The sequence below is a fragment of the Allochromatium humboldtianum genome (assembly GCF_013385175.1).
GTDB classification, from domain to species: Bacteria; Pseudomonadota; Gammaproteobacteria; order Chromatiales; family Chromatiaceae; genus Thermochromatium; species Thermochromatium humboldtianum.
On the sequence record NZ_JABZEO010000007.1, the window covers coordinates 42098 to 57371 of the forward strand.

The following is a 15274-nucleotide window of genomic DNA, read 5'->3' on the forward strand; positions in this document are numbered from 1 at the left end:
TCCATTCATGATTCACGCTGACGAGAATGGCGCCATCCTTCATCTGTCAGAGCAATCGATATGGCCATCACACACAACCTCGGCTTTCCGCGCATCGGCGCCAAGCGCGAATTGAAGTTCGCCCTCGAATCCTACTGGAAGGGCGAGTCCTCACTCGACGCACTCAGGGCGGTCGGCGCCGAGCTGCGCGCGCACAATTGGCAAGACCAAGCGGGTCTGGATCTGGTTCCGGTGGGCGATTTCGCCTTCTACGACCAGATGCTCGACATGAGCTTTACGCTGGGCCACCTCCCCGAGCGCGTGCGTGGCGTCACAGGCAATGTCCTCGACGCCTATTTCCGCGTGGCGCGCGGACGCTCGGCGCCGGCGGCCGAAGCACAGGCTGGCTGCACCGGCGGCGTCGCCGCCGGCGAGATGACCAAGTGGTTCGATACCAACTATCACTACATCGTGCCGGAGTTCACCGCCGCCACTGAATTCCAGCTCGATGCCTCGCGTCTGCTCGAGCAGCTGGCCGAAGCCAAGCGCCAGGGCGTCAATGCCAAACCGGTCATCATCGGTCCCGTCACCTATCTGGCCCTGGGCAAGAGCAAGGACGGCTCCGACCGGCTCGCGCTGCTCGATCGTCTGCTGCCGGTCTATGCCGAGTTGCTGAACCGGCTGGCCGCACACGGCGTCCAGTGGGTGCAGATCGACGAGCCGATCCTGGTGACGGAACTCGACGAAACCTGGCGCCACGCCTTCGAGATCGCCTATCACGAACTCAAGACGGCCCCGGTCAAGCTGCTGCTGGCGACCTATTTCGGCGAACTCCAGGATCAACGCTATCTGGCCGCCCATCTGCCGGTGGCCGGACTGCACATTGATGTGGTCAGGGGGCGTGACGACCTGCTGCCGTTGCTGAATCTGTTGCCCTCGACCAAGATCCTGTCACTCGGCGTGATCGACGGCCGCAACATCTGGAAGACGGATCTGAACGCCGTGCTCGATTGGCTGGAGCCGATCCAGGACCAGCTCGGCGAGCGGCTGTGGATCGCGCCCTCCTGCTCGCTGCTGCATGTGCCGGTGGATCTGGACAGCGAGCAGACGCTCGACCCCGAGATCCGGTCCTGGCTCGCCTTCGCCCGACAGAAACTCGATGAGCTGAGGATATTGGCCAGAGCGCTGAATCAGGGTCGTGAGAGCGTCAGGGCCGAGCTGGACGCCAATCGCGCCGCCATCGATTCGCGACGCCAGTCGCCGCGCGTCAACGATCCCGAGGTCAAGGCGTCGCTCACCCGGATCGATGCGCGCCTGGGCCGGCGTCAGAGTCCCTACGCCGAGCGTGCCGCCAAGCAGGCCGGCCTGCTGAGTCTGCCTGAATTCCCCACCACCACCATCGGTTCCTTCCCCCAGACGGGCGAGATCCGTCAGGCGCGCCGGCAGTTCAAGGCGGGGACGATCGACGAGGCGACCTATGTCGAGATCATGCGTGGCGAGATCGCCCGCTGCGTGCGCGAGCAGGAGGCGCTGGAACTGGATGTCCTGGTGCACGGCGAGGCCGAGCGCAACGACATGGTCGAGTACTTCGGCGAACAGCTCGCGGGTTTCACCTTCAGCCAGTTCGGCTGGGTGCAGTCCTACGGCTCGCGCTGCGTCAAGCCGCCGATCCTGTTCGGCGACATCCGCCGTCCCAAGGCCATGACGGTGGACTGGATCAGCTACGCCCAGTCGCTGACCGACAAGCCGATGAAGGGCATGCTGACCGGCCCGGTGACGATCCTCAACTGGTCCTTCGTGCGTGACGACCAGCCGCGTTCGGTCTCCTGCCGGCAGTTGGCGCTGGCGATGCGCGAGGAGGTGCTGGATCTGGAGCGCGCCGGCGTGCGCGTGATCCAGATCGACGAGGCCGCGCTGCGCGAGGGCCTGCCGCTACGCCGTTCGCAATGGAAGGGCTATCTCGACTGGGCGGTCGAGTGCTTCCGTATCACGGCCAACGGCGTGGCCGACGAGACCCAGATCCACACCCATATGTGCTACTCGGAGTTCAACGACATCATCGCGTCGATCGCCGACATGGACGCCGACGTCATCACCATCGAGACCTCGCGCTCGGACATGGAACTGCTCGACGCCTTCGATGATTTCAGTTATCCCAACGCGATCGGCCCCGGCGTCTATGACATCCACACGCCCAACATCCCGAGCGAGGCGCACATGGTCGAGCTGATGCGCAAGGCCGCCGAGCGTATCCCGGCGCAACGGCTGTGGGTGAATCCGGACTGCGGACTCAAGACGCGGCAGTGGAACGAGGTCGTCCCGGCGCTCACCAACATGGTCGCCGCCGCCCGGACGCTGCGCGCCGGCCTCGGCTGATCGCCTCAACGGGTGGCGCGAGCTTTAAGCGCCCCCATCGACCATTGCCCCCTCCAACGCCCTTACCAGAGCGGCATTTTCATCGGGCGTGCCGACCGTGAAGCGCAGACAGTCGGCCAATAGCGGATGCGCGCCATCGAGATTCTTGATCAGGATGCCGGCCTGTTTGAGTCCATCGAAGAGCGCCCTGGCACGCCCTTCGGGGACGCGCGTGAGGATGAAGTTGGCCTCGCTCGGATAGGGATGCAGTCCGGGAATCCGGTGCAGCGCCTCCTGGAGCCGGGCGCGTTCGGCGCGGATGGTGCGCGTCTGCTCGTCGAACACCGCCTTGTGCCTGAGCGCAAAGGCCGCCGAGACCTGGGTCAGCACATTGATGTTGTAGGGCAACCGGACCTTATCGATCTCGGCCAGCCAGTCGGGCGGCCCGACCAGATACCCGAGCCTCAGCCCGGCCAGCCCCATCTTGGAGACGGTGCGCATCACCAGCAGATTGTCCCAGTCGCCGACCAGCCCCATGAAGCTCGAATCGGTGAAGGGCGCGTAAGCTTCGTCGACGATGACCAGACCGGGCGCGGCCTCGATGATCCGCACCATGTCGTCGGCGTCGAAGCGGTTGCCGGTCGGGTTGTTGGGATAGGCCAGATAGACCAGCGCCGGCTGCTCGCGTTCGATGGCTTCCAGCACCGCCGGCAGGTCGATCGAAAAATCCTCGGCCTGGAGCGGCACGCCGACATAGTCCATCCCGGCGAACAGCCCGATCATCCGGTACATGACGAAGCCCGGATCGACCGAGAGGATCTTGCGCCCAGGCGCAGCGACCGTGAACGCCAGCATCTGGATCAGCTCATCGGAGCCGTTGCCGAGCAAGAGCCCCATGTCCTCGGGGATATCCATCGCCTCGCGCAAGGCGGCCTGGAGCACGAGCCCCTGCGGATCGGGATAGCGGTTGAGTTCCAGCCCGCGCAGCGTCTCCAGCCAGTCGGCCTGGAGCGACTCCGGCCAGGTGTAGGGATTCTCCATGGCATCCAGCTTGATCAGTCCGGCCGACTCGGGGACGTGATAGGCCCTGAGCGCGCGGATCTCGGGGCGAACCAGGGACTCGATGCGTGCGTTCATGCCTCGACGTCTCCGCGATATTCGGCCGAACGGGCGTGGGCGGTCAGCCCTTCGCCGCGCGCCAGAACGGAAGCGGTCCGCGCCAGTCGGGCCGACCCCTCGGCCGAGGCCATGATCAGACTGGAGCGCTTCTGGAAGTCATAGACCCCGAGCGGCGAGGAGAAGCGCGCCGTGCGCGAGGTCGGCAGGACGTGATTGGGTCCAGCGCAGTAGTCACCGAGCGCCTCAGCGGTATAGCGCCCCATGAAGATGGCCCCGGCGTGCCGGATGCGCCCGACGATCGACTCGGGATCGGCGACCGACAGCTCCAGATGCTCGGGGGCGATGTGGTTGGCGACCGCGATGGCGTCGTCCAGATCGCGCGCCAGGATCAGCGCTCCGCGTGCACGCAAGGCCGCTTCGATGATGGGTGCGCGCTCCATGGTCGGCAGCAGCCGGTCGATGCTCGCGGCCACCCGATCGAGGAACCCGGCATCCCAGCTCACCAGGATCGATTGGGCATCCTCGTCGTGCTCGGCCTGCGAGAACAGATCCATGGCGATCCAGTCCGGGTCGGTGCCGCCGTCGCAGATCACCAGGATCTCGGACGGACCGGCGACCATGTCGATACCGACCTGACCGAAGACGGCGCGCTTGGCGGTGGCGACATAGATGTTGCCCGGACCCACGATCTTGTCGACGCCTGGGATGGTCTCGGTGCCATAGGCGAGCGCGGCCACCGCCTGCGCCCCGCCGACGGCGAAGGCCCGATCGACACCCGCGACATGCGCCGCCGCCAGCACCAGCTCGTTCAATTCGCCGTCCGGTGTGGGCACCACCATGATGAGTTCGGCCACACCCGCGACCTTGGCCGGGATGGCGTTCATCAACACCGAAGACGGATAGGCCGCCTTGCCGCCGGGGACATAGAGCCCGGCGCGATCCAGGGGCGTGACCTGCTGACCGAGCAGGGTGCCGTCCGGATCGCGATAGCTCCAGCCGGCGAGCTTCTGATGCTCGGCATAGGCGCGGATGCGTTCGGCGGCCGCTTCGAGCGCCTGACGCTGCTCGGCGGGGATGGTGTTCCAGGCCTGTTCCAGACGCGCGCGCGGCAGTTCCAGATCGGCGGGCGTGGCCGGCGTCCAGCGATCGAAGCGCGCGGTATAGTCCAGGAGCGCGGCGTCGCCCCGCGCCCGCACCTCGCGGATGATCTCGGCGACGATCTGCTGGACCCGATCATCGGAGACCGACTCCCAGGCCAGCAGCCCATCGAGACGGGTGTCGAAATCTGAGTCCGAAGTGGAGAGACGTTGGATGTCGGTCACGGCGGTATGATCCTGATTCGATAAGGAGCGTTTGGAATCCGTGAAGGCTCCAAGCGCAAGATGACGACTCAAGCCTTGCGTTCGGCCACGGCCTCGCGCAGCAATTCCAGGAGCGTGGTCAAGGCTTCGTGCTTCATCTTCCAGGACGCCTTGTTGACCACCAGACGCGAGCTGATGTCGGCGATGTGCTCCAGCGGCACCAGACCATTGGCTTTGAGCGTGTTGCCGCTCTCGACCAGGTCGACGATGAGGTCGGCCAGTCCGACCAGCGGGGCCAGTTCCATCGAGCCATAGAGCTTGATGATCTCGACCTGTTGCCCCTTGGCGGCGAAATAGCGTTCCGCCGAATGGACATACTTGGTGGCGATGCGCAGGCGGCGCGTGCCGGGCTCGGGCGTCTCGGGCCGACCGGCGACCATCAGACGACAGCGGGCGATCCCCAGATCCAGAGGTTCGTAGAGTCCCTCCCCGCCGTGCTCCAGCAGCACGTCCTTGCCGGCCACGCCCAGATCGGCGGCGCCGTACTGGACATAGGTCGGCACGTCGCTGGCGCGGATGATGACGAACTTCACCATCGGGTTGGAGGTTTCCAGGATCAGCTTGCGGCTGGTCTCCGGATCGTCCAGCGGCTCGATCCCGGCATGGGCCAGTAGCGGCAGTGTCTGATCGAAGATGCGGCCCTTGGAGAGCGCGATGGTCAATGGGACAGTGAGATTCATGGCGATAGGATCCTGTCAGCCCCGGCGATGCGCCGGATGTCGGCGCCCAGGGTCGAGAGTTTGGCCTCCATGGTCTCATAGCCGCGATCCAGGTGATAGATGCGATCGACCAGGGTCTCGCCGCGCGCGACCAGTCCGGCCAGCACCAGCCCGGCCGAGGCGCGCAGATCCGTGGCCATCACCGGCGCGGCGGTGAGATGCTCGACGCCGTGACAGACGGCGACGTGCCCGTCGATACGGATGTCGGCGCCCATGCGCTGGAGTTCCGGCACATGCATGAAGCGGTTCTCGAAGATGGTCTCGGCGACCGTGCCCACGCCCTCGGCGATGGCGTTGAGGGCGCAGAACTGGGCCTGCATGTCGGTCGGGAAGGCCGGATGCGGCGCGGTATGGATATCGACCGACTGCGGACGCCGACCGCCCATGTCGAGGTCGATCCAGTCCGGCCCGGTCGTGACCGTGGCGCCGGCCTCGCGCAGTTTCTGGATCACCGCATCCAGACAGTCGGGACGGGTCGCGTTCACCCGCACCCGGCCGCCGGTCATGGCCGCGCCGACCAGGAAGGTTCCGGTCTCGATGCGGTCGGGCATGATCCGGTAGTCGCCGCCGCCGAGCCGCTCGACGCCCTGGATGCGGATGAGATCCGTGCCCGCGCCCTCGATGCGTGCGCCGAGCGCGTTGAGGAACTCGGCCAGATCCACGACTTCCGGCTCGCGCGCGGCGTTCTCGATCAGGGTCTCGCCGGAGGCCAGACAGGCCGCCATCATCAGGTTCTCGGTGCCTGTGACCGAGACCAGTTCCATAACGATGCGCGCACCCTGCAACCGCTGGGCGCGCGCGCGGATATAACCGCCCTCGACCGTGACTTCGGCGCCCATGGCGCGCAGTCCGTCGATGTGCAGATTGACCGGCCGCGCACCGATGGCACAGCCGCCCGGCAGCGAGACATCGGCCTGACCATAGCGCGCGACCAGCGGCCCGAGCACCAGGATCGAGGCGCGCATGGTCTTCACCAGCTCATAGGGCGCAACGAAGCTGTTCAGCTCGGCGGGATCGACACGGATGCCGTCGGCCGCGTCCTGGGTCAGACGCGCACCCATGCGCCCCAGCAGTTCGAGCGTGGTGCGGATGTCGCGCAGACGCGGCACATTGGTCAGGTTCACCGGGCCATCGGCCAGCAGGGTCGCCGCCAGGATCGGGAGCGCCGCGTTCTTGGCGCCGGAGGCGCGCACCTCGCCCTGCAAGGGGGTGCCGCCGGTGATGAGGAGTTTGTCCATGGGAAACTATCGCGTTCGAAGACTGTGACGACAGGAGCACGCCTGTCACGCGCCGCGTGGCCGGCTAACGGGATCGTTCAGGTTGGTGGCGCGGCCGGAGCCAGCAGATCACCCAGGTTGGAGACGGCCGCAAGCCGGCCGAGCGAATCGGGCAGATGGGCATAGCTCAGGCGCAGTCCACGACGGCGCGCCATCTCCAGCCACTCCAGCAGGAGCGCCAGACCGGCGCTGTTGGCCCGCTCGACCCCGGCGAGATCGATCACCAGCGACTCCAGACCGCGCGCCGCCGCCGTGCGCAGCAGCACCTGCCCCTCGACGGCGAGCCGGCCGACGGTATCGAAGTCGAGCACGCCGACGAGCGTCCAGCGGTCCGGCTCGAACGCGGTCAGCCGGGCAGGAGGATTCACTCCTGACCCTTGCGGTTCATCTCGCCGAGCCGCGCGATGAGTCCGTCGATGCCGTTCTGACGGATCTCGGTGGCGAAGCTGCTGCGATAGTTGCCCACCAGACTGGCGTTGTTGATGACCACGTCATAGACCTTCCAGCCGCCGCCGGCATTGTGCATGCGGTAATCGACCGGGATGGGCGTCGAACCGGACTCGCGCACCTCGGTCGCGACCGTCACCATCGAAGGCCGGTTGCCCGGCCTGGACGGCAGATAGCGGATCTCCTGACCCGAATAGCTCAGGAGCGAGCGCGCATAGGTGCGGATGAGCACCTGCTTGAAGCCGTCGACCAGCTGGCGCTGCTGGATCGGCGTGGCCTGACGCCAGTACTGACCGACCGCGCCCTGGGTGATGCGCTCGAAGTCGAAGTGCGGCAGAACGATGGTCTCGACCAGCCCGTAGATCAGCGACGGATTACGGTCGATCTCGGCGCGGCGCGCCTTCAGCGTGTCGAGCATACGCTCGGCGGTGCGCTGGACCAGTGCGGTGGCCTCGTCCTGGGCGGCCAAGAGCGAGCCGCTCCAGGTGAGCGGCGCCAGCACCAGGAGTAACAATAGGAAATGACGTCGTTGAAGAAGCATTAGCCGCTCTCACCCGCTTTTTTGAAAAGGAACTGTCCGATCATCTGTTCGAGCACCAGCGCCGACTGGGTGTTGACGATCTCGTCGCCATCACGCAGCGACTCGGGGCTGCCGCCCGCTTCCAGACCGATGTACTGCTCGCCGAGCAGACCGGACGTAAAGATATTGGCGAAGGTATCGTCCGGGATCGAGTCGACCGCCGCGTCGATCCGCATCGAGACCACCGCCTCGTAGGTCTGCTTGTCGAAGCGCACCGACTCGACGCGCCCGATGCGCACCCCGGCCATGGTCACGGGGGCGCGCACCTTGAGGCTGCCGACATTGGCAAAGCGCGCCTGGACCAGATAGCCTTCGCTGGAGGCGCTCAGGCTGAGGTTGCTCACCTGCATGGCCAGGAAGAAGAGCGCGACCAGCCCCAGGGCCACGAAGGTTCCAACCGTCAGCTCGACATTGCGTCGTTTCGCCATCTCGATTCAGTCTCCGAACATCAGCGCCGTCAATACGAAATCCAGCCCCAGCACCACCAGGGCCGCGTGCACCACCGCGCGGGTGGTCGAGCGGCTCACGCCCTCGGAGGTCGGGACCGTGTCATAGCCCTGGAAGAGCGCGATCCAGGTCACGACCACACCGAAGGCCAGACTCTTGATCACACCGTTGACCAGATCCTCGTCGAAGTCGATCTTGGCCTGCATCTGGCTCCAGTAGGCGCCCTCGTCGACCCCGAGCAGCCCCACGCCGACGAAATAGCCGCCCAGCACCCCGACGGCGCTGAAGATGGCCGCCAGCAAGGGCATCGACAGCACGCCGCCGACGAAACGCGGCACCAGGATGCGCCGCACCGGGTCGACGGCCATCATCTCCAGACCCGAGAGCTGTTCGGTGGCCTTCATCAATCCGATCTCGGCGGTGAGCGCCGAGCCGGCGCGTCCGGCCACCAGCAGCGCCGTGACTACGGGGCCGAGTTCGCGCACCAGAGACGCCGCGACCATGACGCCCAGACTCTCGGCGGCGCCGAACTGCGAGAGCACATAATAGCCCTGGAGGGCGAGCACCATCCCGACGAACAGCCCCGAGACGCCGACGATCAGCAGCGACAGCACGCCGATGTTGAACAGTTGCTCCCAGAGCAGACGCGGGCGGCGCAGCACCTCGCCCAGACCGAGCAGGATCGCCAGCAGCAGCAGATGACCGCGCCCGAGCCGCTCCAGGGCGTCGAGCACGCCGCGACCGAGTCGCACAAGCGGATCGAGCATCAGCGGTCTCCCCGCAGCAACAGATCGTCGGCCAGATCGGGCGCCGGATAGTGGAAATGCACCGGGCCGTCCGGCAGGCCGTCCATGAACTGGCGCACCCACTCGGAGCGATCGGCCGCCAGTTCGTCCGGCGTGCCCTGGGCGACAACCCGCCCCTCGAAGATCACATAGAGATAATCGGCGATGCTCGCCGTCTCGCGCACATCGTGCGAGACCAGGATGCTGGTCAGACCCGAGGCGTCGTTGAGCTGGCGGATGAGCGCCATCAGCATCCCCATCGAGATCGGATCCTGGCCGGTGAAGGGTTCATCATAGAGGATCATCATGGGATCGAGCGCAATCGCCCGCGCCAGCGCCACCCGGCGCGCCATGCCGCCCGAGAGTTGGCTCGGCATCAGATCGCGCGCCCCGCGCAACCCCACGGCCTCCAGCTTGAGCAGCACCAGCTTGCGCACCATCGAGGCGCTCAGATTGGTGTGCTCGCGCAGGGGATAGGCGACATTGTCGAAGACGCTCAGATCGGTCAGGAGCGCGCCCGACTGGAAGAGCATCCCCATGCGCCGGCGCAGCCGGTAGAGTTCGGCACTGTCGAGCCGGGTCACGTCCTGGCCGTCGACGCGGATGGTTCCGGCGTCCGGGTGCAGTTGCCCGGTGATGAGCTTGAGCAGGGTCGTCTTGCCGGTCCCGCTCGGTCCCATCACCGCCGTCACAGTTCCGCGGCGGATGTCGAGATCGAGATCCTCGAAGATGACCCGCTCGCCACGACGAAAGCACAGACCACGGATCTCGACGAGCACCTCCGGGCGCGCGTCGCCCGCAACGTCCCGGCACTCCAATACGCCATCCGACTCAAGCCCTTGTTGCGTCATGGTCTCTAGCGTTTCGATCGAAACGGGTGATTCTCATCTCCACGGATGTGTGGCGTCAAGCCATACCGACGACCGGCGGCGAGTCCGGCAGCTCCTTTCGTCCGTGTCGACCGCCCGGCCGCCTGAGGCCAGAGCTGGCAGGATTTGCCGATATCGCCGCCAATCCTGTTAATCTTGCCCCTGTCATCGATCCGCCCCCGTTCAAGGACGTGTGATCGATGCTCGCACCCTAAGCACCCAATCCCATCGAACCCGGCTGGATACAGCTCGCCATGACTGAACGACGACGACTCGGCACACTGCCGGCCGCGCTCTCGCCCGAGCAGGCCGATCAGATCAAGCGCCTCGGGCGTGCCGTGATCGAGACCGAGGCCAAGGCCGTGACAGCGCTCGCCGAACGGATGGACGACGCCTTCGTCGTCGCCTGCGCCCACATGCTCGCCTGCGACGGGCGTATCGTGGTGCTCGGCATGGGCAAGTCCGGCCACATCGGCGGCAAGATCGCCGCCACCCTGGCCAGCACCGGCAGTCCAGCCTTCTTCGTCCATCCCGGCGAGGCCAGCCACGGCGATCTGGGCATGATCACCCCGCGTGACGTGGTGCTGGCCATCTCCAACTCGGGCGAGACCGATGAACTGCTGACCATCCTGCCCATCATCAAGCGACTCGGCGTGCCCCTGGTCGCCATGACCGGACGGCGCGAGTCCACGCTGGCGCGCGAGGCCGATGTCCATCTCGACATCAGCGTCGCCATGGAGGCCTGCCCGCTCGGACTTGCCCCGACCTCCAGCACCACGGCGGCGCTGGCGATGGGCGATGCCCTGGCCATCGCGCTGCTCGAAAGCCGCGGTTTCACCGCCGAGGACTTCGCCCGCTCGCATCCGGCCGGCCGTCTCGGACGACGCCTGCTGCTGCACGTCGACGACGTGATGCACCAGGGCGAGCGCCTGCCCTGGGTGGCGCTCGGAACCTCGCTGCTCGATACGCTGGAGGAGATCTCACGCAAGGGGCTGGGCATGAGTGCCGTGGTGAACCCGGACGGCACCCTGGCCGGCGTCTTCACCGATGGGGACCTGCGCCGCGCGCTCGATCGCAGCATCGACGTCCATCACACAGCGATCGACGCCGTCATGACGCGCCAATGCGCCACCATCCAGTCGGGCGCGCTGGCCGTCGAGGCAGTGCGTCTCATGGAGTCGCGCGCCATCAATGGCTTGCTGGTGGTCGACGCCGGAGGGCGCCTGATCGGGGCGCTCAACATGCACGACCTGCTGCGCGCTGGAGTCGTCTGAGGATCGGTCCGCCGGATTCGAGCGACTCCGTGCTCGTATTGACCCCATGCCGCGAAAAGGCTACAAGGGCACGCATTCCAACCCTGGACGCGATTCAATCACGACATGACAGAGCTTCGAGAACGCGCCTCACGCATCCGGCTGGTCATCTTCGACGTCGACGGCGTACTCACCGACGGCAGTCTCTACCTCGGCGACGATGGCCAGGAGTACAAGGCGTTCAATTCGCGCGACGGTCACGGCATGGTCCTGCTCCGGGAGAGCGGCATCCGACTGGCCGTCATCACCGGACGCACCTCCAATGTCGTGCAGATGCGCATGGAGAGCCTGGGCGTCTCCGACATCTTCCAGGGCTATCGTCACAAGCTCCCGGCCTACGAACAGCTCAAACAGCGCCATGGACTCACCGATGAGCAGATCGCCTATGTCGGCGACGACGTCATCGACCTGCCGGTGATGCGCCGGGTCGGGCTGGCGATCGCGGTCGCCGACGCCGACCCCCGAGTGCGCGACCTGGCCCACTGGCGCACCACGGCGCCCGGCGGACGCGGCGCGGCACGCGAGGCCTGCGAATTCATCCTCGACGCCCAGGGCCGGCTCGAACCCCTGCTGGCCTCCTACGCATGACCCACTTCGCCGAGCGTCAGCATGGAGCACGCCGCCAGTGGCTGCTCGGGATCGGCTTCGTGCTCCTGGGACTCGGCGCCTGGTGGCAACTGCGTTCTCTGCCCGAGGACGACGGCGTCCGCGCACCACGCGAGCGCAGACCCGACTATGTCGTCCAGGGACTCTCGGCCCTGGAGACCGATGCCAGTGGCCAGCCGAGCCGGCGTCTGAGCGCCGAGCGTCTGCGCCATTATGCCGACGAGGATCTCTCCGAACTCGATGAGCCGCGTCTGGTGCTCTATCGCCCCGACGGGCCGCCCTGGTTCGCCCGGGCACGCCTGGGCCAGGTCCAGGCCGGCGGCGATCAGGTGCGTCTGACCGGCGCCGTTCGGTTCGACCGTGAGGCCGACGCGGCCAACCGCCCGGTCCATCTGCAAACCGAAGCCATGGACATCTGGCGTCAGACCGGACTGGCCGAGACCGATCTGCCGGTGCGTATCGACAGCGACGGCGACTCGATCACCGCCAACGGGATGAAGCTGTGGTACCTGGAAGACAGCTCGCGCACCAGCTTCCACGGCCGCGCCCGCATCCGGCTCTCACCCGAACCCGAACGCCAGCCGGCACCATGAGGCGTCCCATGTTCTCCAGTTTTTCCAAGCGGCTGCCGATCCTCGGCCTCCTGCTCGGCCTCGGTCTGATTGCGCCTGTCTGGGCGCTCGAAGAGGACAGCAGGCAACCGATCTACATCGAGGCCGACGAGGTCGAGTTCAACGAGGCCGACAGCACCAGCGTCTATGTCGGCAACGTCCAGGTCGAGCAGGGCAGCATGCGCCTGCTCGCCGACCATGTGACCGTTTACCATCGCGAGGACCGCCAGCCGCGTCTGATCATCGCGCTCGGCCAGCCGGCCAGCTATAAACAGTTGCTCGACGACGATCAGGGCGAGGTGCAGGCCTTCGCCAAGCGCATGGAATACGACGCCGACAAGGACGAGCTGGTGCTGATCGGCGAGGGCCTGCTGATCCAGGGCGAGGATCGGCTCACGGGCGAGCGCATCCTCTACGACCGGGCCAATGCGCGTTTCCGGGCCGGCGGCGCGGGCCGGGTCAAGATCACCATCACCCCGGACGAGTCATGAGCGGTCTGCGCGCCGAACACCTGATGAAGCGCTACGGCAGCCGCCAGGTGCTCCAGGACGTCAGCGTCCAGGTCGAGCCGGGCGAGGTCGTGGGTCTGCTCGGTCCCAACGGCGCCGGCAAGACGACCTGCTTCTATCTGATCGTCGGCCTGATCCACGCCGATCAGGGCCGCATCCTGCTCGACGAGCGCGACCTCACCCGTCTGCCCATGCACGCCCGCGCGCGCGCCGGACTGAGCTATCTGGCCCAGGAACCCTCGATCTTCCGCAAACTGAGCGCGCGCGAGAACATCCTGGCCATCCTGGAGACCCGGCGCGACCTCAAGCGCGCCGAGCGCGAGGAGCGCTGCGAGCATCTGCTGGAGGATCTGGGCATCGCGCATGTCGCCGACTCGCTCGCGCTCAGTCTCTCGGGCGGCGAGCGCCGGCGGCTGGAGATCGCGCGCGCCCTGGCGGTCGAACCCTCGGTGATGCTGCTCGACGAGCCCTTCGCCGGCGTCGATCCGATCGCCGTCGGCGACATCAAATCCATCGTCACCCATCTGCGCGACCGCTCCATCGGCGTGCTCATCACCGACCACAATGTGCGCGAGACGCTCGCCATCTGCGACCGCGGCTACATCATCGGCAGCGGCACCGTGATCGCCGCCGGCGAGCCGGCCGAGCTGCTGGCCAACCAGCGCGTGCGTGATGTCTATCTGGGTGCCGATTTTTCCATGTAGACTAGACTCAAATCACAGCTACCCTCATTGCCGAATCACGTTAAACGGACCACAGCCGGACGCCCACTCGATCGATGAAGCCATCCATTCAGCTTCGACTCAGTCAGCAACTCACCATGACGCCCCAGTTGCAGCAGGCGATCAAACTGCTGCAATTGTCGACGCTCGAGTTGCAGCACGAGATCCAGGAGGCGCTCGAAAGCAATCTGATGCTGGAGGAAGGCGAGGAATCCGAGCGGCTCGACGCCGGCATGCTGGATGACGCGCGCCTGCCCCGGCTCGACGACGATCTCCTCCAGCTCCAGGGCCATGAAACCCCGTCCGAATCGTCCCTGGAGCGCGAGGTGCGCGCCGAGTCCAACGAGATGCCGGAGGAGCTGCCGGTCGACACCCAATGGGGCGACGTCTTCGACGGCTATCTGCCGCCGACGGCACAGGGTTCGAGCGACGATGCGGACTACGACCCGCTGCTGCACCGCTCGCGTCCGCAGACGCTCTGGGATCATCTGACCTGGCAACTGAACCTCAGCCGCCTGAGCGAGCGCGACTTCATGATCGCCCAGGCCGTGATCGACGCCATCGATGCCGACGGCTATCTGCGCGCCGACGTCGAGGAACTGGTGGCCACCATCGACGATCCCACGATCGGCGCCGATGAGGTCGAGACCCAGATCCACCGCGTCCAGTCGCTCGACCCGGCCGGCGTCGGCGCGCGCGACCCGCGCGAGTGCCTGCTGATCCAGTTGCGCCAGTTGCCGCGCGAGACGCCCTGGCGCGATCTGGCCATCGCCGTCTGCGAGACCGGATTCGAGCATCTGCCGCGCGGCGACGTCACCGCCCTCGCCCGCCTGCTCAAGGCGTCCGAGCGCGACCTGACCCGCGCCCTCGATCTCATCCGCGGACTCAACCCGAAGCCGGGCCGCTTGATCCAGGAGACGGCCTCGGAGTACGTTGTCCCTGACATCTTCGTGCGCAAGTACGAGGGCCGCTGGCAGGTCGAGCTGAATCCGGACATCACCCCCAGACTCAGGGTCAACGCCGACTATGCGCGTCTGGTGCGGCGCGCCGACCAGAGCGCCGACGGCCAGACGCTCAAGAGTCACCTGCAGGAGGCGCGCTGGTTCATCAAGAGTCTGGCGAGCCGCAACGACACGGTGCTGCGCGTGGGCGCCAAGATCGTCGAGATGCAGCAGGACTTCCTCGAACACGGCGACGAGGGGATGCGTCCCATGGTGCTGCGCGACATCGCCGAGGCCCTGGAACTGCACGAGTCGACCATCTCGCGGGTGACGACACAGAAATACATGCACACACCACGAGGCACCTTCGAACTCAAATATTTCTTCTCGTCCCACGTCAACACCACATCTGGCGGCGAATGCTCGTCGACGGCGATCCGCGCCCTGATCCGCAAGCTGATCGCGGGAGAGTCCCCGCGCAAGCCACTCAGCGACAACAAGATCGCCGAGGAACTGGCGAATCAGGGCATCGACGTCGCGCGCCGAACAGTCGCCAAATACCGCGAGGCCATGGGTATCCCAGCCTCGAGTGAGCGCAAACGCCTGGCTTGACAGGCCGTTTGAACCTTAGAAG

16 protein-coding genes are annotated in these 15274 nt (G+C 66.3%); 7 read left to right on the plus strand and 9 right to left on the minus strand.

Annotated elements, in window-relative coordinates:
• Positions 1-60 precede the first annotated feature (60 nt).
• Positions 61-2355, plus strand: a complete 2295-nt coding sequence (metE, locus tag HW932_RS11600) for a 5-methyltetrahydropteroyltriglutamate--homocysteine S-methyltransferase (protein WP_176976654.1) — start codon at positions 61-63, stop codon at positions 2353-2355.
• 24 nt (positions 2356-2379) lie between these two features.
• Here metE and hisC read toward each other — a convergent pair whose 3' ends face one another.
• From hisC to HW932_RS11645, 9 genes are all read right to left on the minus strand, one after another.
• Entirely contained in the window at positions 2380-3471 is a 1092-nt protein-coding gene (hisC, locus tag HW932_RS11605) for a histidinol-phosphate transaminase (RefSeq protein ID WP_176976655.1), read from the minus strand.
• Entirely contained in the window at positions 3468-4775 is a 1308-nt protein-coding gene (hisD, locus tag HW932_RS11610; protein ID WP_176976656.1) for a histidinol dehydrogenase, read from the minus strand. The genes hisC and hisD overlap by 4 nt, the downstream gene beginning before the upstream one ends.
• Positions 4776-4843: 68 nt before the next feature.
• A complete protein-coding gene (hisG, locus tag HW932_RS11615) occupies positions 4844-5494 on the minus strand; it encodes an ATP phosphoribosyltransferase (RefSeq protein ID WP_176976657.1) in 651 nt (216 codons plus the stop codon).
• A complete protein-coding gene (murA, locus tag HW932_RS11620; protein WP_176976658.1) occupies positions 5491-6771 on the minus strand; it encodes a UDP-N-acetylglucosamine 1-carboxyvinyltransferase in 1281 nt (426 codons plus the stop codon). The genes hisG and murA overlap by 4 nt, the downstream gene beginning before the upstream one ends.
• A 77-nt stretch (positions 6772-6848) precedes the next feature.
• Positions 6849-7178, minus strand: coding sequence for an STAS domain-containing protein (locus tag HW932_RS11625; protein ID WP_176976659.1), 330 nt, complete (start codon positions 7176-7178; stop codon positions 6849-6851).
• Positions 7175-7798 (minus strand): MlaC/ttg2D family ABC transporter substrate-binding protein, encoded by a 624-nt coding sequence (locus HW932_RS11630; protein WP_176976660.1) that lies wholly within the window; start codon positions 7796-7798, stop codon positions 7175-7177. Before HW932_RS11630 ends, HW932_RS11625 begins: the two co-directional genes overlap by 4 nt.
• Entirely contained in the window at positions 7798-8265 is a 468-nt protein-coding gene (gene mlaD / locus HW932_RS11635) for an outer membrane lipid asymmetry maintenance protein MlaD (RefSeq protein WP_176976661.1), read from the minus strand. The genes HW932_RS11630 and mlaD overlap by 1 nt, the downstream gene beginning before the upstream one ends.
• Before the next feature lie 6 nt (positions 8266-8271).
• Positions 8272-9051: a lipid asymmetry maintenance ABC transporter permease subunit MlaE gene (mlaE, locus tag HW932_RS11640; protein WP_176976662.1), complete on the minus strand. Its 780-nt coding sequence runs from the start codon at positions 9049-9051 to the stop codon at positions 8272-8274.
• The gene (locus HW932_RS11645; RefSeq protein ID WP_176976663.1) at positions 9051-9920 is read right to left on the minus strand and encodes an ABC transporter ATP-binding protein; all 870 of its coding nucleotides are present in this window, start codon (positions 9918-9920) and stop codon (positions 9051-9053) included. Before HW932_RS11645 ends, mlaE begins: the two co-directional genes overlap by 1 nt.
• A gap of 272 nt (positions 9921-10192) precedes the next feature.
• Between HW932_RS11645 and HW932_RS11650 the strand changes: the two genes are divergently transcribed.
• The 6 genes from HW932_RS11650 to HW932_RS11675 all read left to right on the plus strand — a co-directional run bounded on the left by HW932_RS11650 (position 10193) and on the right by HW932_RS11675 (position 15252).
• Positions 10193-11212, plus strand: a complete 1020-nt coding sequence (locus HW932_RS11650) for a KpsF/GutQ family sugar-phosphate isomerase (protein ID WP_176976664.1) — start codon at positions 10193-10195, stop codon at positions 11210-11212.
• 105 nt (positions 11213-11317) lie between these two features.
• Positions 11318-11839, plus strand: a complete 522-nt coding sequence (locus HW932_RS11655; protein ID WP_176976665.1) for a KdsC family phosphatase — start codon at positions 11318-11320, stop codon at positions 11837-11839.
• The gene (gene lptC, locus HW932_RS11660; protein ID WP_176976666.1) at positions 11836-12450 is read left to right on the plus strand and encodes an LPS export ABC transporter periplasmic protein LptC; all 615 of its coding nucleotides are present in this window, start codon (positions 11836-11838) and stop codon (positions 12448-12450) included. The genes HW932_RS11655 and lptC overlap by 4 nt, the downstream gene beginning before the upstream one ends.
• An 8-nt stretch (positions 12451-12458) precedes the next feature.
• A complete protein-coding gene (gene lptA, locus HW932_RS11665) occupies positions 12459-12959 on the plus strand; it encodes a lipopolysaccharide transport periplasmic protein LptA (protein ID WP_176976667.1) in 501 nt (166 codons plus the stop codon).
• Positions 12956-13681, plus strand: a complete 726-nt coding sequence (lptB, locus tag HW932_RS11670; protein WP_176976668.1) for an LPS export ABC transporter ATP-binding protein — start codon at positions 12956-12958, stop codon at positions 13679-13681. The genes lptA and lptB overlap by 4 nt, the downstream gene beginning before the upstream one ends.
• Positions 13682-13755: 74 nt before the next feature.
• A complete protein-coding gene (locus tag HW932_RS11675) occupies positions 13756-15252 on the plus strand; it encodes an RNA polymerase factor sigma-54 (RefSeq protein WP_176976669.1) in 1497 nt (498 codons plus the stop codon).
• Positions 15253-15274 lie beyond the last annotated feature (22 nt).